The organism is Oscillibacter sp. (assembly GCF_028693505.1).
Lineage (GTDB): Bacteria > Bacillota > Clostridia > Oscillospirales > Oscillospiraceae > Oscillibacter.
On record NZ_JAQUVF010000019.1, the window covers coordinates 13,989 to 34,199 of the forward strand.

Here is a 20,211-nt window from a genome sequence, read left to right on the forward strand (position 1 = left end):
AGAAACCGGCTCAATTTTAAATATCGGAGGAACAATGCTATGGAAAAGAAAAAATGGACGCTTGTCAACGCGGAAAACGTCGCGCCGTTTGTGTGCGATGAGACATATTCTTCCAAGCAGCTCACCGGCGACGAGATGGCGGGCTTTCCCGTCATCAACATCAACGAGGGCACCTTGAAGGGCGGCTGCCGCACCGGCGGCGGCGCTCACGAGGAGGCGGAGATTTATTACATCGTGGAGGGAAGCGGCATCCTCTGGCTGGATGAGGACAGTGTCCCCGTGAAACCCGGCGATATCATCATCATCCCGCCCCACGTGTTCCACTGGATCGACAACACCATGAACGAAAAGGAATTCAAGCTCTTTACCCTCTGGCCCAAGCAGGAGCAAAACGACGTGTATTTTACCCGGAAGAAGGCCTGGGGCACCGCTTTCAAATATCTGGACCCGGACTATCTCCAAAAGAGACGGGAGCAGTAAGATGCGGATCACGGTTCTGGGCGATCTGCTGTACGACTGCTTTATCTGGGCGGACCGTCTTCCGAGGGTCGGCGAGACGGTGACCGGGGACCGCAACGGCTTCTATGCCGGGGGCAAGGGCGGCAATCAGGCGGTGCAGGCGGCGCGTCTGGGAGCCGAGGTCCACATGATCGGCAAGGTGGGCCGGGACGAGCGGGGCGCGTTTCTGCTGGAAAATCTCCGGCGGGAGGGCATCCACGCGGAGTTTGTAAGCCAAGAGGGCGAAACCGGCACCTGCTGCGTGCACGTGGACCACGCCGGGCACAACGCCATCATCGTAGCTCCCCTGGCAAACGAAAAGCTTACGGTGGAGGAGGTCCGCCGGGCGCAGTCGCTCATTGAGCACTCCGATGTGCTGCTCATGCAGCTGCAAGTCAACGAGGAGGCCGTCACCGAGGCGCTGCGCATTGCCCACGGGGCAGGGGTACGGACGGTTTTAAATCCGGCTCCCGCCAGAAATGTACCGGGCGCGTATTTTAAAACCGTGGACTTCTTCACCCCCAATGAGACGGAGGCGGAGTTCTTCACAGGGTACTATCAATCCGAAATGGAGAATGCTTCGTGGCGGCGCGCGGTGGTGGACGCCTTCCGGAAAAAGGGCGTGCGCAACCTGATCGTGACGCTGGGGGAGCGGGGGTGCCTGTACGCCGGGGAGGAAGACGAGCTGCTCTGCCCGCCCTATCCCGTGGAGGCGGTGGATACCACGGCGGCGGGGGACTCTTTTAACGCCGCGCTGTGCGTGTCTCTGGCCGGGGGAGACTCCCTTGCCCAGGCGCTGCGCCGGGCCAACGCCGCAGGCGCGCTGACGGCGTCCCGCCACGGTTCGCTGCCGTCCATGCCGGACCGGGAGACACTGGAAACATTTATGAGGAGGAATGCAACATGAAAATCAGCCGCTATTTTGACCATGCGGTGCTGAAACCCAATATGACCGAGCAGGAGGTGCGAGACGCCATCCAGCTGGGCATCGACTATGACGTCTATTCCGTGTGTGTGCGCCCCTGCGACATCGATCTGGCCGTCTCTATGTGTAAGGGCACCAACACCCGCGTCAGCTGCGTGCTGGACTTTCCCCACGGCGACAGCACCGCCGAGGGCAAGGCCGCGCTTGCGGAGCAGTACGCCGCCAAGGGCGTGGCGGAGATCGATATGGTGATGAACTTCGGGTATGCCCGCTCCGGGAAGTGGGACGAGGTGGAGGCGGGGATCGCCGGTGTGGTGCGCGCCGCCAAGGCCCACGGCGTGGGCGTGAAGGTCATTTTTGAAAGCTGCTGCCTGACGGTGGAGGAGATCAAAAAGGCCACCGAGCTTTGCATCCATGCCGGGGCGGACTTCGTGAAAACCTCCACCGGCTTTGCCGCCTCCGGGGCCAGCGTGGAGGCTGTCGCGGCCATGCTGGAAGCCGCGCAGGGCCGTATCAAGGTGAAGCCCTCCGGCGGCATCCGGGACTATGAGACCGCGAAAAAATACGTGGACATGGGCGTTCACCGTCTGGGCGTGGGCTTTGGCTCCACGCCGGGAATCTGCAAGGGCGAAGCGGCGGCGCTTGGCGAGTAAGCGGGAAGGAGACGGGCAAATGAACTTTCCGGAAGCGGTGGAAGGGCAGGCGGTAAAGCCCGGTCAGGCCGCTGTTTTCTGGCTGGGTCAGGCAGGGTTTCTCATCAAGACGGCGGGCGGCAGGAAAATTGCCATCGACCCGTATCTCTCCAACTGCGTGCAGCGTCTCATCCCCGAGGAGGGGGACGGATTTAAGCGGCTGATGCCGCCGCCGTGCGAAGCGAAAGAACTGGATTTGGACGTCCTGCTCATCTCCCACGAGCACAACGACCACTTCGACGTGGACGCCATCGGCGATCTGGTGCGGGAAAAGACGCAGGTTTATACCAACTGCGTGGTGGCGGCCCAAATGGAGGAGATGGGCTTTGCCGCTGACCAAATACACGTGCTGCACAAGGGGCAGGCGGAAGCTCTGGGGGAGTGCACCCTGCTCCCGGTGGACTGCGACCATGGGGAGCTGGCCCCGGAGGCGCTGGGCTTTCTGCTGGATTTCGGCTTTGGCAGGCTCTATTACGCGGGCGATACCGCGCTGACGCTCAGCCGCCTCGCGGTCCCTCTGGCAATGCGTCCCGAGGTGGCCATTCTGCCCATCAACGGGGCCTTTGGCAATTTGAACGGCGTGGAGGCCGCCCGCTATGCGGGACTGCTGGGGTGCAGGGTCTGCATCCCGTGCCACTTCTGGACCTTCCCCCTCCATCACGGCGATCCTCAGCAGATCATCGAGAGCATCGGCGCGCTGGCGCCAAGGTGCCGCGTGCAAATGCTGTGTCAGGGCGAGGGCTGCCTCGTCGGCGGGGAGGCCCCTTGAAACCATTGCCGCGCAAAGACTTGCGGCAAAATAATGTGAACAATTTGTAAAGAGAAAAAAGGATGCGGAGATTTAAAACTTTCGTAATAATTGGCGCTGGTTTGCTTAACAACTTTCCGGTATCTTAATACTTGCAAGAGACAAAACTTCTTTTCATCCAATCTTCCAAAATAGGAAACGGGTCAGCCACAAGCTGACCCGTTTCCTATTTTGATTTTCGCCCACCGACAGCGCTGCCGGCGGGCGAAAACGGTAGAATCAAAGAGGAAAAGGTGCTATACTACTCCACGTCTTTTTCAAAGGACGGCGGGGCGCTCAGTCGCAGCAGCAAAAATCCCAGCAACGTCGCGCCGCTGCCGAGGTATGCCAGAAGAGAGCCGGGCTGCTTTGCGGTATCCGCCACTGCGGCGATGCACAAAACCACAGCGGCGCAGACGTACAGGGCAAACCGGCGGGTCTGCCCTGCCTGAAAAGCGAAGGAAGAGAGCCGGTAGAACGACAGCGTCAAAAATACAAGGGCCAGCAGCTCCACATAATACGCCTCTAAAGACGGATTCACGGAGCATGCCCGGTAAGTCAGCACCAGCCGGACGACAAGGGCCGCCACGGGGACCAAAAGCCATGTGCCTGCAAGGACGGGAGCGTTTTCTCTGCGGCCCTGCCGGCGGCAGGCTGCGGCGGATAGGAAGAGTCCTGCCGCCGCCGCGAGGGAAAAAAGGCCCATCAAAAGATGCGACCGGGGGGAAAAGCCCGTTGTCAGCGTGTCTGCGGACGCGGCGGAGATCCCGCCCAGCAGGCCGAAACCGGAAAGCAGGTCCAGCGTGCCGGAGAGGGCGATGAGGAAGGAACCGGCCACCGGCAGCGCCAGCAGCCGCGCATCTCTGGTGGAAAAATCCGCCGGAAGGGCGGGACCTGGCGCCCCTTCGCTGGGGAGCCGGCGGGAAAGCAGAAAAAAGAGAAGCGCCAGTGCCGCCAGCAGCACCGGCAGGGCAATCCCCGGGAGACTGCCGGGAATAGGCAGGCCGGTTTCCGTTTCAAAGCCGGTGCGGTTTTGCGCTGCCCGCAGGAACAGGGCCACAATGCCCCCCGCCACGGCGGACAAAGGGAGCAAATACTGCTTTTTCATCTGAAAAGCCCCTTTCGGAGGAAAGATTGGCAAAAATACAGATGCTAGTATAGCATAGCCACCGTGGTTTGTCCATGCCGGGCCACATTTTCCGCAGGGTCGCGGCATAGAGTAGAGGGACAGGCTATCCCCATACGGAAGAGGAGGAGACTCATGATGAAAAAACGCTCCATTCGACAAAGCGTAGTGGTGTCCGCGGCACTGCTCTTGGCGCTGTTCCTGCTGCCTCTGGCGGTGATCGCGCCCTTTCGGTCCGCGCTGTTCGGTCTGGAAACGCCGGTGGATGAAACGGAGGGCGCTCCGTTTGTCAGCGGGGATCTGGATGCCCAGACGCACTTGAAGGTTTTAAACGGAGACACGGTGGAGGAGATGGACCTTGGCGCCTACCTTGTGGGGGTGGTCCGGGCGGAAATGCCGGCCTCCTTTGAAATAGAGGCGCTCAAGGCCCAGGCGGTGGCGGCGCGGACCTATACGCTCTATAAAATGCGCTCCGGCGGCAACCACGGGGACTCCGCCGATATCTGCACGGATTCCACCTGCTGTCAGGCGTATCTCGCGGAGGACCGGGCGCTGGAAAACTGGGGAAAGAGCGGCCGGAAGAACGAGGAAAAGATCGAGACGGCGGTGAAGGAGACCGACGGGCAGGCGATATTGTACGCCGGCGCGCCCATTTTGGCGGTGTTCCACTCCTGCTCGGCGGGACTGACCCGGGCGGCGGGAGAGGTGTGGGTCAACGACCTGCCCTATTTGCAGGCGGTCACGTCGCCGGAGCCGGAGGACAGCATCCCAAATTATTTCAGCCGCGTGGAGTTCACGGCGGAGGAATTCAAAACCAAGGTCCTCGCCGCCTGCGAGGGAGCAGATCTCTCCGGCGGCGTGGCGGGGTGGCTCAAGGACGCGGTCACCGATTCGGCGGGGAGCGTTGAAAAGGTCACGGTGGGCGGCGTCACCGTCAAGGGCGGGACGCTGCGCTCCATTCTGGGTCTGCGCTCAGCCTGCTTTGAATGGGAGGTGCAGGACGGAAAGCTGGTGTTTTACGTCACCGGATATGGCCACGGCGTTGGCATGAGCCAGTACGGCGCCAATGAGATGGCGGCGGAGGGCGCGGATTATCTGGAAATTTTGACACACTACTATACCGGCGTGACGGTGGGACCCTACCGGCAGGGCTGACGCTTTACAAGTCTTGGAGGACTGTGGTAAAATACAGGCAATACCACGGGAAAAAGGGAGGGGACGGCGCATGAAAAAAAGAGCTGCGGCGCTGCTTTTGTGCCTGCTTGTGATCGTGCAGTTAGCGGCCCCGCCGGCAAGGGCCGCGTCCAGCGTCTATTTTGTGGCGGTGGGCAGCAATGTTTTGCCCATGACGGACGCCACCATGCCCTTCTGGTCCGGCGGCTACCTCTATGTTTCCAGCAGCATGTTTACCGGGATGGTGTGGAATTCGCTGGGCATTTCCCATGTGCCCGCCAACGCAAAGCAGCCGCTGATCCTTTACAACGAGGAAGACCGGCCCTTGATGTTTGACCTTTCCAAAACGTATGCCCAGGATACCGACGGCAACACCTACTATCCGGGGGCCGTGCGGCGAAACGGGAATGTATTTGTGCCGGTTTCGCTGGTGGCAAGCTTTTTCGGTTTGCAGTACTCGCTGATCCCCAATGTGGAGCACGGGTATCTGGTCTGGCTGCGCCAGCCGGGCTACGGCCTTTCCGACGAGGACTTTGCCGACGCGGCAACCTATCCCATGGCCACGTGTTACACCCAGTATCTCAAATCGCGCCAACCGACCGGCAGTACGCAGACGCCAACCGTGGAAAAACCGGCGGAAACGCCGGAAGTGACCACCGGGGGAAAGAGCCTTTACCTCTGCATGGAGGCGGGCAGTCAAACCGGAGAGCTTCTGGATGTGCTGGACCGCTATGCGGCCCGGGCGGCGTTTTTCTGCTCCCCGGAATTTTTGGAGACGCAGGGGGATTTGCTGCGGCGCATGGCTGCCACCGGCCAGATGATCGGCCTTGTGATCGACGCCGCCGACAAACGCGAAACGGTGGAAGAGCAGCTGCGCGCGGGCAACGAGGCGCTCTGGCGCGCCACCTTCCAGAAAAGTCGGCTGGTTTATATCAAAAACGGGGACGCCGCGGCGGTGCAAACGGCGGAGGACGCTGGATTCCGGTGCCTGCATCCGGATCTGGACCGGTCGGACTACGACTTGCGCAGCGTCTCTCAGGCGGAAAGCCTTTTAAAGCGGGTGTCCGAGCGCCGGGGGAACGTGACGCTCTGGCTGGGGGAGCGCTTCAATGCTGTGGGAGCGCGGGCGCTGGTGGCGGCAGCCGGGGAGGCGGGAGACCGGTGCCTGCCCTTCACCGAGACTACGTGAGACACTATTTACAAAAAATTCAACATAGCCCGGCAGGAACGGGTATAATTGAGTAAAACGCAATGTACGGGAGGAAACGCCATGGGCCGCAATATTTTGGTGGTGGAGGACGATCGCAACATCTCCGATCTCATTCACATGTATCTGGTAAAAGAGGGCTTCGACGTGCGGATCGCCGGGGACGGCGGGAAGGCCATCGAGGAATTTCAAAAGCAGGCCCCGGACCTGATCCTGCTGGATATCATGCTGCCGGTGATGGACGGGTGGGCCGTGTGCGCCAAGGTCCGGGAGACCAGCAAGGTCCCCATCATCATGCTCACCGCCAAAAGCGAGGTGTTCGACCGCATTCAGGGGCTGGAAATGGGGGCGGACGACTATATCGTCAAGCCCTTTGAGATGAAGGAGCTGATTGCCCGCATCAACGCGGTGCTGCGGCGCACGGAGATTCCCAACGACACCAGCAAGCGCTTGACCTTTGATAAGCTGGTCATCAATCTGGATTCCTACGAGCTGATCGTGGATGGAAAGAAAATTGACACGCCGCCCAAGGAACTGGAGCTTTTGTATCATCTGGCCGCCACGCCCAACCGGGTCTATACCCGCAACCAGCTGCTGGACGAGGTGTGGGGCTTCGACTATTTTGGCGACAGCCGCACGGTGGACGTGCATATCAAGCGCCTGCGGGAAAAGGTGGAGAATATCTCCGGCCAGTGGGCGCTGAAAACGGTTTGGGGCGTGGGCTATAAGTTTGAGCTGACGCCCGCCCGGTCGGCGGCGGAAAAGAGCGAGGGATGAAACGGTTTTCCAAACGGTTTCAGGGTCTGTACTGGCGGCAGCTTTGGGTGACCGCCGGTATGGTCATGCTGACGCTTTTTCTGCTGGGCGCCTCGTTTTTTTCCCTGAGCTATAACTATGCCCGGGGCCAGAAGAGCGAGGAGGTCCAAAGCAAGGCGCAGGTTATGAGCCAGCTTTCCGTCAGCTATTTGGAAAACGGCCGCTTTCTTACCATCGAAGAGCTGCAAAGCGACCCGGATTTCCAGCAGCTGGCCTCCTTTGCCGCCACGGTGTCCGACGTGCAGTTCATGATCTGCGACACCCGCGGGCGGGTTTTGCTCTCCACCGACCCGGGCCTTTCCGGCAAGAGCGTGACCATGCCGGAGGAGATGACAGCGCAGATTATGAAGGAGGGCAGCGCCGCCAGCCGCGGGGATTTGGACGGACTGTACAGTACGAAGCGGTTCGTGGTGGGCGTCACCGCCGTGAATCCCATTCGGCAGGAGACGGTGGGCGAGGTGTTTGCCATCTCCACCACCACGTCGCTGGACGCCATGTGGAAGGGCTTTGTGGGACTATTTTTCATGACGGCCTTTGTGGTGCTGATGATTTCCTTCATGGCCTCCTCCGTCACCACCATGCGCCAGATCCAGCCCATCCGGGAAATGGCGCAGGCCACCCGGCAGTATGCGGAGGGGAACTTTGACATCCGCATGAACGACTATGGGCGGGATGATGAGATCGGGGAACTGGCGGCTTCCTTTAACAATATGGCCGAGTCGCTCCAGCAGACGGAGCGGCAGCGGCGGGAATTTGTGGCCAACATCTCCCATGAGCTGAAAACGCCCATGACCACCATCGCCGGTTATACAGACGGCATTCTGGATGGCACCATCCCACCGGAAAATGAGCAGCAGTATCTGCAAATCATTTCCGACGAGAGCCGCCGCCTCTCCCGCATGGTGCGGCGAATGCTGGACGTGAGCCAGCTGCAGGCCATCGACCCTCTGCGCGGCGGCAGCCACTTCGATATCTGCGAGAGTATGCGCCGGGTGCTGATCTCCATGGAAAAGAAGATCACGGACCGGCAGCTGGATGTGGACGCGGATATTCCGGAGGAGCCGATCCTGGCGCTGGGGGACAACGATATGATCACCCAGGTCATCTACAATCTGCTGGAAAATGCCACAAAATTTGCACGTGAGGGGTCCACGCTGTATCTGGGCGTGGCCAGCATCGACGGCAGGGCCCGGGTGAGCGTGCAGAATCTGGGAGATACGATCCCGGCGGAGGAGCTGCCGCTGCTGTTCGAGCGGTTCCATAAAAGCGACAAGTCCCGCTCTGAGGACAAGGACGGCGTGGGGCTGGGGCTGTATATCGTGAAAACGATTCTGGAGCAGCACCGTGAAAAAATCAATGTGACCAGTGAAAACGGCGTGACAACGTTTTCATTCTCTCTGGCCACGGAATGAGGCGGCATGGAGGAAGAAAACAGAACGGACCGGCATTCGCCGGAGGAAATCGTGGAAACGTACCGCCCACGGGAATACCGGGAGGTGGTGGAGGTCTATACCCGCCCGCTGCCGGGAAGGAAAAAACCGGCGCTTCCGATGCGCAGGCGGGGGCGGAAGGGACTGTGGATCTTCCTCGGCTGCTTTGTCGTGGCGGCGGCGCTGGCCGGCATCAGCTGGACGATGAGCCGCCTGTACAGTCAGCAGAGCGAGGACTATTATCAGCAGGCCCAGCCGGAGAGTACCGGCGAGGTCACCATCCCCTCCTATCCCACGGGACAGGGCGTCCGCTTGCCGCTGGACCGGGACCACGGGGACCCCATGACGGTGCAGGAAATTTATCAGCAGGTGAATCCCGCGGTGGTGACGGTCATGGCCCAGCTGGAAAACGGAACGGGCGTCTCCGTGGGCACCGGCGTGATCTTTACCGCGGACGGGTACCTTCTGACCAACTACCATGTGGTGGCGGGCAGCACGGACTGCACCGTGGCGCTGGACACGGGACGAAAGTATGCGGCAAACTATGTAGCCGGAGATGAAAAGAACGATCTGGCGATTTTGAAGATGGACGGCGTGAACCTGCCTGCGGCAGCGTTTGGCGATTCGGATCTGCTGACGGTGGGCGACCCGGTGTACGCCATCGGCAATCCGCTGGGCGTGGAGCTGCGGGGCACGCTGACGGACGGCATCGTTTCCGCCATCAATCGGGACGTGCAGGTGGACGGGCGGACCATGACGCTGATCCAGACCAACGCGGCGCTGAACTCCGGCAACTCCGGCGGCCCGCTCATCAATCAGTACGGTCAGGTGGTGGGCATCAACGTCATCAAAATGAGCTCCCGGTACTCCAATGTGGAGGGGCTTGGCTTTGCCATTCCGTCGGCTTCCATGGAGCGGATGGTGAACGACCTGCTCTCGTGCGGCGAGGTTTTGCCGGAGCCGCTTTTGGGCGTGACGGTGCTGCAAAACGGGAGTTTGCTCAGCGATACCCTCTGGGGCGTGGAGGTTTTGGAAGTGACGCCGGACTCCGCCGCGGGCAGGGCCGGGATTCAGCAGGGGGACTATCTGCTCACTGCCGGGGACATCGAGCTGCGGGACAGTCAGGATTTGTTGCGCGCCCGACGGCAGTATCATCTGGGCGAGGAAATGCCGGTGGAGCTGTGGCGCGATGGAGAAATTTTGAACGTCACGCTGGAGCTGGAACAGGGCGTCTCCTGAAAAACCCTCATTTCAAAATAAAAAAGTGACCGGAAGTCCGGTCACTTTTTTTTGCGCTTTCGGGGCAGAATGAGACTGACGCCGGAGAGGAGCAGATAGACGCCGAAGGGTTTTCGCAGGACCTCCACCTCAAGGCCGGTGGAGATCCAGGCGCCCAGCAGCGCCGTCACCAGCGCCGCAGGAACGGCGGAGGAGAGCGTGGGCTTGTCCAGAAACCCGCTTTTTGCGTGGCAGAGGAGGGCGCCGGCGGCGGTGGGCAGGAAGAACAGCAGGTTCACGCCCTGCGCCGTCCGCTGGTCCACGCCCAGAAACAGCGTCATCACCAGCAGCAAAAGCGTTCCGCCGCCCACACCCCATGCGGAGATGATGCCCGCGCCCAGACCGCAAAGGAAAGGAAGCAGCCACTCTGTCATCGCAGATACCTCACCCCCGCATAAAAGAGAAAAGCGGCAAACAGCCACTTTAGAAACTGCGTGGGGACCTTTCCGTAAAGCCTGCCGCCCAGCGTACCGCCGATCAGGCCGCCTGCAAGATAGGGAAGGGCCGTGAAAAGGGAGACCCCGCCCCGCCAGAGATAGACGGCGGCGGATACGGCGCACACCGGAAAAATAACCCCCACGCAGGTGGCGTAGAGCTTTCTTTGGGGGAGCGCACCCCACCGGGATAAAATGGGCAGAAACACCATGCCGCCCCCGCCGCCGAAAAGCCCGTTGGCAAGTCCCGCGGCGCCGCCCGCGATGCGCGCCGTCCACTTCGGACCCATGGCGTCGCCTCCTCCCGTCATGTACCCTTTGTCCGGGGGAAGAAGGCTCTCCCCCCGGACCGCAGGATTACTTCATTTTGAAACTCTGGCAGTCGGTGCATTCCACCTGCGTGGGGTTGGTCTCGTGGGTACCCACCTGAATGGCGGTCAGACCGCAGTACTGAGTGTCCTGGCAGTGGTGGGCGCAGTTGTTCACGGAGCACTTGACGCTCTGGTTGGGGGTGCATTCGCAGCCGGTGTTGGTGCAATCCTTGTTCATAAAATGATCCTCCTGCATGAAGAATATTGGCTTTTCGCCGTTAGGTAGTGTGTACCGTGCCGGGAAAACTATGTATTCTGTTTTTTAAAAAAATTGAATGCCCCGGCGTTTGCGCCTTGGGCAAAGAAAAAGAGAAGCCTTACGGCTCCTCTTTTTCTTTGCCCGGTTCAGATGCCCAGCAGCAGCGCGGCAAACTGAAAATAAATCAAAAGAGAGATGGCGTCCACAATGGTGGTGATGAACGGCGAGGCCATCACCGCCGGGTCAAAGCCGATCTTCTTTGCCAGCAGCGGCAGTGTACAGCCCACCAGCTTGGCGCAAAACACGGTGAGGATCAGCGTGGCGCAAACGGTTGCGGCCACGGGAACGGTGACGGCGCTGTTGTGAAAGAGCATCCGGTCCACCAGCATCAGCTTGACGAAATTGGCGGCGGAGAGCACCACGCCGCAGACGATGGAGACCCGCGTCTCCTTCCACACCACCTGGGGAAGGTCGGAAAATTTGATCTGCCCCAGAGAGACGCCGCGAATCACCGTCACCGATGCCTGAGACCCGGAGTTTCCGCCGGTGTCCATCAGCATGGGGATATAGGCGGTGAGCACGGTAAACGCCGCCAGCGCGGTTTCAAATTTGGCGATGATCTGCCCGGTAAAGGTGGCGGAGATCATCAGCAGCAGCAGCCACGGAATGCGGGCCCGGAAGATTTCAAAAATGCCGTTTTTCAAATAGGGCTTGTCGGAGGGCAGAATGGCCGCCATCAGCTGGATATCCTCCGTGACCTCGTCCTGCAAAACATCCATGGCGTCGTCCACGGTGACAATGCCCACCAGCCGATTTTCCGTGTCCACCACCGGCAGGGCCAGAAAGTCGTACTTGCTCAGCGCCCGGGCGGTCAGCTCCTGATCGTCCAGCGTGGAGACGGAGACGATGCTGGTCTCCATGATGTCCTCAATCACCGCGTCCTCGTCCGCCAGCAGCAGCGTCCGGATGGACACCAGCCCGATGAGACGGCGGTTCTTGTCGATGACATAGCAGATGTTGATGGTCTCCTTGTCGGGGCCTGTGCGGCGAATCCGCTTGAAGGCGGCTGCCACCGTCATGTCCTTTTGCAGATCCACATACTCCGTGGTCATGATGGACCCCGTGGAATCCTCCGGATATTTCAGAATTTCATTGATGCTCTTGCGGGTGTCCGGGTCGGAGTGGCGGAGAATGCGCTTGACCACGTTGGCGGGCATTTCTTCCACGATATCCACGGTATCGTCCAGATACAGCTCGTCCAGCACCTCTTTGAGCTCGGTGTTGGAAAAACCGCGAATCAGCATTTCCTGCTCATCGGAATCCAGCTCCACAAAAACCTCTGCCGCCAGCTCCTTGGGCAGTAGCCGGAACACCAAAGGCAGCTGCTCCTCGCTCAGCTCCTCGCACAGCTGGGCGATGTCCGCCGCCTCCATGGGAAGAAGGAGACTGCGCAGCTGCGCATACTGTTTTCGGAGGATCAGCTCCTCTATTTTATCCAGTAATTCCGCGCGTCTGTTTTCCATATCAAACACGGCGTGTCTCCTCCCTTCCAAATGATTGTGAAAATAAAAACTCCAGTCGTTCCGCCCGGTACGACTGGAGAAATTCCATCTTGCCGGAAAACCGCCTCTGCGGACAGTTTTCCCAACCGTTCAAGCTTTAGCCTCACAAGGCAGTGAAATCGCATTAGATGATACCTTCCTGTTCGATATCGCCTGTTCAAACCATCGCATGATGTCTCCATCATTTTGCGGCAGCGATCCATATCCCTGTGGTAGCCTTACCTACCGGACGTTATGCACTTTTATTGTGTTTATAGTATGCCAAAAAACGACCGGTGTCAACCCATGGAACCAAATTGCGCCCGCGGCAAATCAAAATAAATCGAACATGTGTTGCACGAATAAAGCCGGCGTGGTATGATAAACTGGACTGGAGGGTAGAGAAATACCTTGTGAGGTATTGTAAAAATGTGATATAATACGATATTAAATAAAAGTAGGTATGCTGATGGAGGGGGAATTGCTCCATGGGGGTCCACGACGGACACAGAGAAAAGATGCGCCAGCGGTTTCAGCAGGGAAATCTGGATGCCTTTGCGGACCATGAGGCGCTGGAGCTGCTGTTGTATTACGCCATTCCCCGGCAGGACACCAACCCCATCGCCCACGAGCTGATGGAGCGCTACGGCTCTTTGTCAGCCGTGCTCTCCGCACCGGTTGAGGATTTGGAGCGGGTGAGGGGCGTGGGAGAGCGGGCGGCGGTGCTGCTGCATCTGGTGCCGCAGCTTTGCAAGAAGGCGCGTCTGGCCGACGTCAGTCAGGACCTGGTGCTGAATTCTTCGGAGAGCGCGGGAGCCTACCTGCTGGAGCGCTTTTCCGATGAGAAGAACGAGGTGATCTACCAGCTGTGCCTGGACCGGAAGGGAAAGCTTCTTTCCTGCAAGCGGCTGGGAGAGGGCGGCGTGTCCTCCGCCAATCTGAATATCCGGAAACTGGTGGAAAACGCCCTGCTGACAGGAGCCAGCGCCGTGATTTTGTCCCACAATCATCCCAGCGGCGTGGCGCTGCCCTCGCCGGAGGATTACAGCACCACCGCCCGCGTCAAGGCCGCGCTGACCACCATCGGTATTCAGCTGGCGGACCACATCATCGTGGCCGACGGGGATTTCGTGTCCATGGCGGACAGCGGCTATCTCACCTAGGGCAACACCGCCCAATCTTTGCGTGGCGCTGCCCTGAGGGACTTGTGGCGTCCGGCGAAAACCGCCGGGCAGATGATTACATGGAGCGTGTTATGCCGAAATTTGAAGTTGTTTCTGAATACCAGCCCTCCGGCGACCAGCCCCAGGCCATTCGCGCCCTGGCGGAGGGGATCGAGAACGGCCTGAAGGAGCAGGTGCTGCTGGGCGTCACCGGTTCCGGCAAGACCTTCACCATGGCCAAGGTGATCGAAAAAGTGCAGCGGCCCACGCTGGTGCTGGCCCACAACAAGACGCTGGCGGCCCAGCTGTGCGCGGAATTCAAGGAGTTTTTCCCCAATAACGCCGTGGAGTATTTCGTCTCCTATTACGACTACTATCAGCCTGAGGCGTATATTCCCCATACGGATACCTATATCGCAAAGGACGCCTCCACCAACGACGAGATCGACCGGCTGCGCCTGTCCGCCACCTGCGCCCTGCTGGAGCGGCGGGATGTGATCGTGGTGTCCTCCGTCAGCTGTATTTACGGACTGGGCGAGCCGGACGACTTTGCCAAACTGGTGGTCTCTTTGCGCACCGGCGCCCGGTGGGACCGGGACGAGCTGTTGCGGCGTCTGGTGGAGATCCGGTACGAGCGCAACGACATCGCCTTTGAGCGGAATATGTTCCGTGTCCGGGGCGACACGGTGGAGCTTTATCCCGCCTATTATAAGGACCACGCCATCCGGGTGGAGTTTTTCGGGGATGAGATCGAGCGCATCAGCGACTTTGCGCCCCTCACCGGGGCGGTGAACCGGGTGCTGGGCCATATCGCCATCTATCCCGCCAGCCATTATGTCACCACCAAGGATAAAATGGAAAAGGCCATCGGGGAGATCCGGCGGGAGATGGAAGAGCAGGTCCAGCGCTTTACCGACAACAACCAGCTGGTGGAAGCCCAGCGGATTCGCCAGCGGACGGAGTACGATATCGAGATGATGACGGAGCTTGGATATTGCTCCGGCATCGAAAACTATTCCCGCATCATCTCCAACCGGAGCGCCGGTTCCCCGCCCATGACGCTGCTGGACTTTTTCCCCGATGATTTCCTGCTCTTTGCGGACGAGAGCCATGTGACGCTGCCGCAGGTGCGGGCCATGTACAACGGGGACCGGGCGCGAAAGGACTCTCTGGTGCAGTACGGCTTCCGCCTGCCCTGCGCCTACGATAACCGCCCGCTGAAATTCGAGGAATTTGAAACCCATATCGCTCAGGCGGTGTTCGTCTCCGCCACCCCCGGACCTTACGAGCGGGAGCGGGCGGACAACATCGTCCAGCAGGTGATCCGCCCCACCGGACTGCTGGACCCCCGGGTGGAGGTCCGGCCCGTCACCGGCCAGATCGACGATTTGATGGAGGAGATCCAGACCCGCGCCGCGAGACGCGAGCGGGTGCTGGTGACCACGCTGACCAAGAAAATGTCGGAGGACCTGACGGAATACTTTAAGAACGCGGGCATCCGCGTGCGGTATATGCATGCGGACGTGGAGACCATCGAGCGCATGGAGATCATCCGGGACCTGCGCCTGGGCGAATTCGACGTGCTGGTGGGCATCAACCTTTTGCGAGAGGGTCTGGACTTGCCGGAGGTCACTCTCGTGGCAATTCTGGACGCGGACAAGGAGGGCTTCCTCCGCTCGGAGACCTCCCTCATCCAAACCATCGGCCGCGCCGCCAGAAACGCGGAGGGACTGGTGGTCATGTATGCCGACGAGATCACGCCCTCCATGCGCGCCGCCATCGACGAGACGGAGCGCCGCCGCGCCATTCAGGACGCGTACAACCAGGCCCACGGCATCGTGCCAAGGACCATCATCAAGGGCGTGCGGGAGGTGCTGGAGATTTCCAGGACCGCGGAGGGGGATACTATCCGGGGCAGGAAGAAGCGCAAGCTCTCCGAGCAGGAGCGCTCCGCGGAGATCGCCAAGCTGGAAAAGGAAATGAAGGAAGCCAGCAAAATGCTGGAATTCGAATACGCCGCCGTTTTGCGGGACCGCATTATCGAGCTGCGAGGGGAGAAGTGAGATGGAGGAGACGCGCACCAAGCTGCAAAAAATAACGCTGATAGCCGTCGCGGCGATGCTGGTGGGCTTTGGCATCCTCATGGCTGTCTCCCACCTGCTTTTCCGGGGCGTGGCCTTTGAGGAGACGCTTTTGCGGGTGGAGGAATCCGCCGGTGAAACGGTTTACACCGGGAAGGTGCGGGGGGAGCGCGTCCGCATCGCGGTCTCTTCCGCCGGGGAGAACACCAAGCAGGTCATCTGCGAGAAGGGAGACGGCAGCCGGGACGCGTATACCATGGCGTATCCCCTTCCGCCCATCCAAACGGAGCGGGGGCAGATGGTGGACGGCGTGCGCATTCGGAAGAACGATCAGATGCTCTTTGAAGGGGGCTACGACCCCGCCGATACCCTGAGCGGCTGGTATCTGCCCGACGGCACGTGGGACATCGACGTTGTGTTCGTGACGGGCGAAGCGCCTGCGGTCCGGGAGTTGACGCGGGGGCAGGTGGCCTACCTTGCCTCCGGACCGGAATTGGCGGCCCGGGGCAGCTGGGCGCTGTACCTCTTGATGGCGCTTTTTTCTGTGCTGGTGGCGCTGGACGCCGCGTTTCCCATGACGATTTTTACCATGCAGCACTGCTGCGACGTCCGGGACCCGGAGCCGTCGGACTTTTATCTTTCCATGCAGCGGGTGAGCTGGGTGGTATATCCATTTCTGCTGTTTGCCGGCTATACGGCGGCGCTTTTGCAGCTGCCCTAACTTTTACGAAAGAGATGTGATTCCATGGCCTTTAGCAGCGTGGCCTTCCTGTTCGGTTTCCTGCCGGCGGTATTGCTGTTTTATTTCCTGACGCCCAGTCGGCTTCGCACCGGACGGAATTTCCTGCTGCTGGTGTTCAGTCTGGCGTTTTACCTCTGGGGCGGCTTGCGCCTTTTGCCGGTGCTGCTGGCCTCCTGCGTTGGCAACTGGGCGGCGGCGCTGCTGGCGTCGACCGGGCGGAGATGGCGCAAAGGCGTATTCCTTGCCGGAATTTTTCTAAACCTTGCCGCGCTGGGGTACTTTAAGTACACGGGGTTTCTGCTGGGCAGCCTGCAAACGCTGGGCCTTTCCGTGGCGACGCCCGCCATCGTCCTGCCTGCGGGCATTTCCTTTTTCACCTTTCAGGCCATCGCGTATTTAACGGATGTGTACCGCGGTACCATCCCACCGGAGCGGAGTCTTTTCCGCTTCACGCTGTTCATGGCCTTCTTTCCCCAGCTGCTGCAAGGCCCCATCCTGCGGTACGGGGCGTTTGCCCCGGCGCTGACGGACCGGCAGGAGACCGCCGCCGACGCCCAAGCGGGGGCCACCCGGTTTTGCTTCGGTCTTGCCAAGAAGGTCCTGCTGGCGGACGCGCTGGGCCAGATCGCGGACGGGGCCTTTGCCGCCGGGGACCGGCTGACCGTGTCCCTTGCGTGGCTGGGCGCCATTGCCTACACGCTGCAATTATATTTTGATTTTTCCGGCTATACGGATATGGCCATCGGCTTGGGGCGGGTGTTTGGCTTTCACCTGCCGGAGAATTTCAACTACCCCTATCTCGCGAAATCCGCTTCGGAGTTTTGGCGTCGGTGGCACATGACGCTCTCCTTCTGGTTTCGGGACTATGTGTATATCCCCTTGGGCGGCAACCGCTGCGCCAAGGGACGCCAGCTTGTAAATCTTTTCATCGTGTGGATGCTGACGGGACTGTGGCACGGCTCCGCGTGGAATTTTGTGCTGTGGGGCCTTTACTACGCGGTGGTGCTGGCCGGGGAAAAATTTCTCTGGGGCCGGGGGCTGGAGAAGCTGCCCGCTGCGCTGCGCCACGGGTATGCGCTGGTGCTCATCATCGTGGGATGGGTGTTTTTCCGGGCAGGAAGTCTTGCGCAGGTGGGGGAGATGCTCTCCGCCCTGTTTGGCGCAGCCCCCGGCGGCGCGTGGAGCGGCGAGACGGCATACTATCTCCGCCAATTCCGGTGGGAACTGCTGGTGGCGATCCCTGCCGCCCTGCCCGTGAAGAACGCCCTGCAAGCATGGCTGTCCGGGCGCAGGAGCCGTCTTTCGGGGGTGACGCTGGCGGTGGGACCGCAGGCGCTGGCCTTTTGCCTTTTTGGCTGGTCCGTGGTGCGGCTGCTCAGCTCCACCTTCCGTTCCTTCCTGTATTTCCAGTTTTGAGAGGAGACCCTTTCCATGGCGAAAAAAACCGACAGGATATTCCTTTCCTGTTTGCTGGCGGTGCTGCTGGCGGTGCCGGCGGGTGTTGCGCTGTGGTCCCATCAGGAGACCAGCGCCTATTATGAAAATCGAGCCCTCGCCCAGTTTCCCGCGCTTACGTGGGAGAGCCTTTGGGACGGCAGCTTTGCCTCCGCGTTTGAGAGCTGGTATTCGGACCATGTCCCCGGCCGGACCACGCTTTTGAAGGCGGATACGGCGGTGCAGATGCAGGTGCTTCGCCGCCCGGTGGTCAACGGCATCCTCACAACGCAGTCGGTGCTGCTGCCTTTTATGGAGTATGAGGAATGGGCGCCGGAGTCCTATCCCGGCCCGGCGAAAACCATCGCGGCGGATTATCAAAAGCTGGACGCGCATATCCGGGCAAACGGCGGCAGCTTTTACTTTGTGGGATTTCCGGAGCAGCGGGTCTATTTTGAAGACTTGTTTCCGTCCTACCTGAGCAGCCATCAAAAAGAGGCTGCCGGGGCGGACAAGGCCTTTGCGGACGCCCTGACGGCGCAGGGGATTCCCTTTTTGGACATGGGCGCGGTGTACGACGCCCAGGGCCATCCTGCAAATTTTTACTCTGCCGTGGACCACCATTATAATTACTACGGCGCGTATGCCGCCTACCGCGCCATTTTGGCGGACCTGAACGCCGACGGGTGGGACCTCCCCGTGCTGGAAGAGGACGATCTGGAGTTTCAGATTCTGCCAAATCCCTATATCGGCTCCCGGAGCCGGAAGCTCTATAATCTCTGGCCCAATGAAGAGCGGGCAGTGATCGGCGTCCAGCGCCAGCCGGTGGCCTTTACCCGCACCGATAACGGGCAAAATAGCGACAAGCCCCTGTTCGTGCTGCCACAGACGGCGGACCTGCCCACTACCTACAATCTCTATATGGGCGGCGATTTTGGAGAGACGGTGCTGAAAACCAACCGTCCCACGCTGCCCAAGGCACTGATCTTCGGGGATTCCTTTACCAACGCCATGGAGACGCTGCTCTACGCTTCCTTTGACGAAACTCGGATTCTGGACCTGCGGCACTACACGGAAAAGAGCCTGAAGGACTATATCAGCGACTACCAGCCGGATATCGTTTTGTGCGTGCAAAACGACACGTTTTATTACACCACCACCGGAAACGGCGCGGTGTGGGAGGAGTAAGCCCCATGGAGACGGAAAAAACGAACCGGCGTGCCGCCCGGCGGGCGTCCATTTTAGCGAGCTTTGAGCCGGTGGTGGCGTCTGCGGTGGGAATTCTGGCGTTTGGAGAGCTGCTTGGCGCTTTGACCATCGTTGGGATCGTGTGCGTTTTAGCAGGCGTTTGGATTTTGAGGTAAAAGAGTATGGCGAAGAGCAAGGAAGAAAAAACCAATGTGATGCGGATTCTGGAGCAGAAGAGGATTCCCTATACCGCCCACTTTTACGAGGAAAGCGAAGGGCCGGAGGGCACCCGGGAATACGGCGTCCACGTTTTAAGGGCGCTGGGGCAGGACACGGAGCGGGGCTTTAAAACGCTGGTGGCCCGGGGAATTTCCGACGGCATCTATGTATTTGAAGTGCCGGTGGCGGAAACACTGGATTTGAAGAAGGCTGCCCGGGCGGCGGGAGAAAAATCCGTGGAGCTGCTGGCAGTGGCGCAGATCAACGCCGTCACGGGATACGTGCGGGGCGGCTGCTCCCCGGTGGGGATGAAAAAGGCGTTTCCGGTGATCTTCCACGCCACGGCGCTGGCGTACGAGACCATTTACATCTCCGCCGGAAGAATCGGCGCGCAGGTAGAGGCCGCGCCGGGGGCGCTGCTGGCGCTGACCGGCGGAAAAACGGCGGATATCATCGTGGAGGAGTGAGAATATGGATGCCGCGGAAGCTGCCGAGGTGCTCAATCAATGCTTTGACGGGATATTTTCCACATCGACATACGCGTTGGCCCGCAGGGGGTACCGCAGAATGAAGGCGCAGGTCGTCAGCCGGTCGTTCCCTGTGAAGGATGGCTCTCCGGAGAAATTTTTGGCGGCGGCTTTGGAGGCGCTGAATCACCTCCCGGTCCTGCTGCTGGAAGAGCCTGCCCCTGCGTGTATCCGGGTGGTGATGGGCAGCGGCGCTGCAAATCTCAATCCGGCGGTCATGGAAATTGTGATGACCGACGGGATGTGCTGCGTGACTGCTTGGGCAAAAGAGGGACTGATTCATCAAAAAACGGCGGAAAAAGCCATCGATCGCTTTCAAACGCTGATGGAATCCGTGTAACGCGAACAGCGGCCGGGAGACCGGCCCTGTGAGATATCAG

22 protein-coding genes and 1 riboswitch are annotated in these 20,211 nt (G+C 60.1%); of the genes, 17 read left to right on the forward strand and 5 right to left on the reverse strand.

Going from position 1 to position 20,211, the window contains the following annotated elements:
* The first annotated feature begins 39 nt into the window (after nt 1-39).
* Genes PHI30_RS07115 through PHI30_RS07130 form a run of 4 tightly spaced genes read left to right on the forward strand, consistent with a single transcriptional unit; the run spans nt 40 to nt 2,884 of the window.
* Complete coding sequence (locus tag PHI30_RS07115) at nt 40-480, forward strand: cupin domain-containing protein (protein WP_300025863.1); 441 nt, start codon at nt 40-42, stop codon at nt 478-480.
* Between the two features lies 1 nt (nt 481).
* The gene (rbsK, locus tag PHI30_RS07120) at nt 482-1,405 is read left to right on the forward strand and encodes a ribokinase (RefSeq protein ID WP_300025865.1); all 924 of its coding nucleotides are present in this window, start codon (nt 482-484) and stop codon (nt 1,403-1,405) included.
* Entirely contained in the window at nt 1,402-2,076 is a 675-nt protein-coding gene (gene deoC, locus PHI30_RS07125; protein WP_300025868.1) for a deoxyribose-phosphate aldolase, read from the forward strand. Before rbsK ends, deoC begins: the two co-directional genes overlap by 4 nt.
* Before the next feature lie 19 nt (nt 2,077-2,095).
* The gene (locus PHI30_RS07130) at nt 2,096-2,884 is read left to right on the forward strand and encodes an MBL fold metallo-hydrolase (protein ID WP_300025871.1); all 789 of its coding nucleotides are present in this window, start codon (nt 2,096-2,098) and stop codon (nt 2,882-2,884) included.
* A gap of 280 nt (nt 2,885-3,164) precedes the next feature.
* Here the strand turns inward: PHI30_RS07130 and PHI30_RS07135 are convergent, their stop codons facing one another.
* Entirely contained in the window at nt 3,165-4,010 is an 846-nt protein-coding gene (locus PHI30_RS07135) for a hypothetical protein (RefSeq protein WP_300025874.1), read from the reverse strand.
* A 153-nt stretch (nt 4,011-4,163) separates the two neighbouring features.
* On the opposite strand from PHI30_RS07135, the gene spoIID reads away from it, so the two are divergent.
* The 5 genes from spoIID to PHI30_RS07160 all read left to right on the forward strand — a co-directional run bounded on the left by spoIID (nt 4,164) and on the right by PHI30_RS07160 (nt 9,893).
* Nucleotides 4,164-5,183: a stage II sporulation protein D gene (spoIID, locus tag PHI30_RS07140; protein ID WP_300025876.1), complete on the forward strand. Its 1,020-nt coding sequence runs from the start codon at nt 4,164-4,166 to the stop codon at nt 5,181-5,183.
* A 70-nt stretch (nt 5,184-5,253) separates the two neighbouring features.
* On the forward strand, nt 5,254-6,390 hold the full coding sequence (locus tag PHI30_RS07145) for a polysaccharide deacetylase family protein (protein WP_300025879.1): 1,137 nt from the start codon (nt 5,254-5,256) through the stop codon (nt 6,388-6,390).
* An 81-nt stretch (nt 6,391-6,471) separates the two neighbouring features.
* Nucleotides 6,472-7,185 carry a response regulator transcription factor gene (locus PHI30_RS07150; RefSeq protein WP_300025881.1) on the forward strand — a complete coding sequence of 238 codons (714 nt, stop codon included), beginning with the start codon at nt 6,472-6,474 and terminating at the stop codon, nt 7,183-7,185.
* Nucleotides 7,182-8,636, forward strand: coding sequence for a HAMP domain-containing sensor histidine kinase (locus PHI30_RS07155; RefSeq protein ID WP_300025884.1), 1,455 nt, complete (start codon nt 7,182-7,184; stop codon nt 8,634-8,636). Before PHI30_RS07150 ends, PHI30_RS07155 begins: the two co-directional genes overlap by 4 nt.
* A gap of 6 nt (nt 8,637-8,642) precedes the next feature.
* On the forward strand, nt 8,643-9,893 hold the full coding sequence (locus PHI30_RS07160; RefSeq protein ID WP_300025887.1) for a trypsin-like peptidase domain-containing protein: 1,251 nt from the start codon (nt 8,643-8,645) through the stop codon (nt 9,891-9,893).
* 41 nt (nt 9,894-9,934) lie between these two features.
* Here PHI30_RS07160 and PHI30_RS07165 read toward each other — a convergent pair whose 3' ends face one another.
* The 4 genes from PHI30_RS07165 to mgtE form a co-directional block, all read right to left on the reverse strand.
* A complete protein-coding gene (locus tag PHI30_RS07165) occupies nt 9,935-10,306 on the reverse strand; it encodes a sulfite exporter TauE/SafE family protein (RefSeq protein ID WP_300025890.1) in 372 nt (123 codons plus the stop codon).
* A complete protein-coding gene (locus PHI30_RS07170) occupies nt 10,303-10,656 on the reverse strand; it encodes a TSUP family transporter (protein WP_300025893.1) in 354 nt (117 codons plus the stop codon). The genes PHI30_RS07165 and PHI30_RS07170 overlap by 4 nt, the downstream gene beginning before the upstream one ends.
* 67 nt (nt 10,657-10,723) lie before the next feature.
* Entirely contained in the window at nt 10,724-10,915 is a 192-nt protein-coding gene (locus PHI30_RS07175; RefSeq protein WP_300025896.1) for a DUF1540 domain-containing protein, read from the reverse strand.
* A gap of 167 nt (nt 10,916-11,082) precedes the next feature.
* Nucleotides 11,083-12,459: a magnesium transporter gene (mgtE, locus tag PHI30_RS07180; RefSeq protein ID WP_300025899.1), complete on the reverse strand. Its 1,377-nt coding sequence runs from the start codon at nt 12,457-12,459 to the stop codon at nt 11,083-11,085.
* A gap of 113 nt (nt 12,460-12,572) precedes the next feature.
* Nucleotides 12,573-12,735, reverse strand: a riboswitch (M-box (ykoK) riboswitch).
* A gap of 230 nt (nt 12,736-12,965) precedes the next feature.
* On the opposite strand from mgtE, the gene PHI30_RS07185 reads away from it, so the two are divergent.
* From PHI30_RS07185 to PHI30_RS07220, 8 genes are all read left to right on the forward strand, one after another.
* Nucleotides 12,966-13,640, forward strand: coding sequence for a RadC family protein (locus PHI30_RS07185; RefSeq protein ID WP_300025901.1), 675 nt, complete (start codon nt 12,966-12,968; stop codon nt 13,638-13,640).
* Between the two features lie 92 nt (nt 13,641-13,732).
* Entirely contained in the window at nt 13,733-15,703 is a 1,971-nt protein-coding gene (uvrB, locus tag PHI30_RS07190) for an excinuclease ABC subunit UvrB (RefSeq protein ID WP_300025903.1), read from the forward strand.
* Nucleotide 15,704: 1 nt separating this feature from the next.
* The gene (locus PHI30_RS07195) at nt 15,705-16,442 is read left to right on the forward strand and encodes a hypothetical protein (RefSeq protein WP_300025906.1); all 738 of its coding nucleotides are present in this window, start codon (nt 15,705-15,707) and stop codon (nt 16,440-16,442) included.
* 24 nt (nt 16,443-16,466) lie between these two features.
* The gene (locus tag PHI30_RS07200; protein ID WP_300025909.1) at nt 16,467-17,879 is read left to right on the forward strand and encodes an MBOAT family protein; all 1,413 of its coding nucleotides are present in this window, start codon (nt 16,467-16,469) and stop codon (nt 17,877-17,879) included.
* Between the two features lie 15 nt (nt 17,880-17,894).
* On the forward strand, nt 17,895-19,085 hold the full coding sequence (locus PHI30_RS07205) for a hypothetical protein (RefSeq protein WP_300025911.1): 1,191 nt from the start codon (nt 17,895-17,897) through the stop codon (nt 19,083-19,085).
* Between the two features lie 5 nt (nt 19,086-19,090).
* A complete protein-coding gene (locus PHI30_RS07210) occupies nt 19,091-19,261 on the forward strand; it encodes an EamA family transporter (RefSeq protein ID WP_300025913.1) in 171 nt (56 codons plus the stop codon).
* Between the two features lie 6 nt (nt 19,262-19,267).
* A complete protein-coding gene (locus tag PHI30_RS07215; protein ID WP_300025915.1) occupies nt 19,268-19,771 on the forward strand; it encodes an aminoacyl-tRNA deacylase in 504 nt (167 codons plus the stop codon).
* A gap of 4 nt (nt 19,772-19,775) precedes the next feature.
* A complete protein-coding gene (locus PHI30_RS07220; protein ID WP_300025917.1) occupies nt 19,776-20,171 on the forward strand; it encodes a hypothetical protein in 396 nt (131 codons plus the stop codon).
* The last annotated feature ends 40 nt before the right edge of the window (nt 20,172-20,211 follow it).

Coding starts and splice junctions, on each gene's coding strand:
- rbsK (WP_300025865.1), top strand. CDS start 482: ATGCGGATCACGGTTCTGGGCGATCTGCTGTACGACTGCTTTATCTGG.
- PHI30_RS07170 (WP_300025893.1), bottom strand. CDS start 10,656: ATGGGTCCGAAGTGGACGGCGCGCATCGCGGGCGGCGCCGCGGGACTT.
- PHI30_RS07155 (WP_300025884.1), top strand. CDS start 7,182: ATGAAACGGTTTTCCAAACGGTTTCAGGGTCTGTACTGGCGGCAGCTT.
- uvrB (WP_300025903.1), top strand. CDS start 13,733: ATGCCGAAATTTGAAGTTGTTTCTGAATACCAGCCCTCCGGCGACCAG.
- deoC (WP_300025868.1), top strand. CDS start 1,402: ATGAAAATCAGCCGCTATTTTGACCATGCGGTGCTGAAACCCAATATG.
- PHI30_RS07165 (WP_300025890.1), bottom strand. CDS start 10,306: ATGACAGAGTGGCTGCTTCCTTTCCTTTGCGGTCTGGGCGCGGGCATC.
- PHI30_RS07130 (WP_300025871.1), top strand. CDS start 2,096: ATGAACTTTCCGGAAGCGGTGGAAGGGCAGGCGGTAAAGCCCGGTCAG.
- spoIID (WP_300025876.1), top strand. CDS start 4,164: ATGATGAAAAAACGCTCCATTCGACAAAGCGTAGTGGTGTCCGCGGCA.
- PHI30_RS07145 (WP_300025879.1), top strand. CDS start 5,254: ATGAAAAAAAGAGCTGCGGCGCTGCTTTTGTGCCTGCTTGTGATCGTG.
- PHI30_RS07215 (WP_300025915.1), top strand. CDS start 19,268: ATGGCGAAGAGCAAGGAAGAAAAAACCAATGTGATGCGGATTCTGGAG.
- PHI30_RS07150 (WP_300025881.1), top strand. CDS start 6,472: ATGGGCCGCAATATTTTGGTGGTGGAGGACGATCGCAACATCTCCGAT.
- PHI30_RS07200 (WP_300025909.1), top strand. CDS start 16,467: ATGGCCTTTAGCAGCGTGGCCTTCCTGTTCGGTTTCCTGCCGGCGGTA.
- PHI30_RS07195 (WP_300025906.1), top strand. CDS start 15,705: ATGGAGGAGACGCGCACCAAGCTGCAAAAAATAACGCTGATAGCCGTC.
- mgtE (WP_300025899.1), bottom strand. CDS start 12,459: ATGGAAAACAGACGCGCGGAATTACTGGATAAAATAGAGGAGCTGATC.
- PHI30_RS07185 (WP_300025901.1), top strand. CDS start 12,966: ATGGGGGTCCACGACGGACACAGAGAAAAGATGCGCCAGCGGTTTCAG.
- PHI30_RS07175 (WP_300025896.1), bottom strand. CDS start 10,915: ATGAACAAGGATTGCACCAACACCGGCTGCGAATGCACCCCCAACCAG.
- PHI30_RS07160 (WP_300025887.1), top strand. CDS start 8,643: ATGGAGGAAGAAAACAGAACGGACCGGCATTCGCCGGAGGAAATCGTG.
- PHI30_RS07115 (WP_300025863.1), top strand. CDS start 40: ATGGAAAAGAAAAAATGGACGCTTGTCAACGCGGAAAACGTCGCGCCG.
- PHI30_RS07220 (WP_300025917.1), top strand. CDS start 19,776: ATGGATGCCGCGGAAGCTGCCGAGGTGCTCAATCAATGCTTTGACGGG.
- PHI30_RS07210 (WP_300025913.1), top strand. CDS start 19,091: ATGGAGACGGAAAAAACGAACCGGCGTGCCGCCCGGCGGGCGTCCATT.
- PHI30_RS07205 (WP_300025911.1), top strand. CDS start 17,895: ATGGCGAAAAAAACCGACAGGATATTCCTTTCCTGTTTGCTGGCGGTG.
- PHI30_RS07135 (WP_300025874.1), bottom strand. CDS start 4,010: ATGAAAAAGCAGTATTTGCTCCCTTTGTCCGCCGTGGCGGGGGGCATT.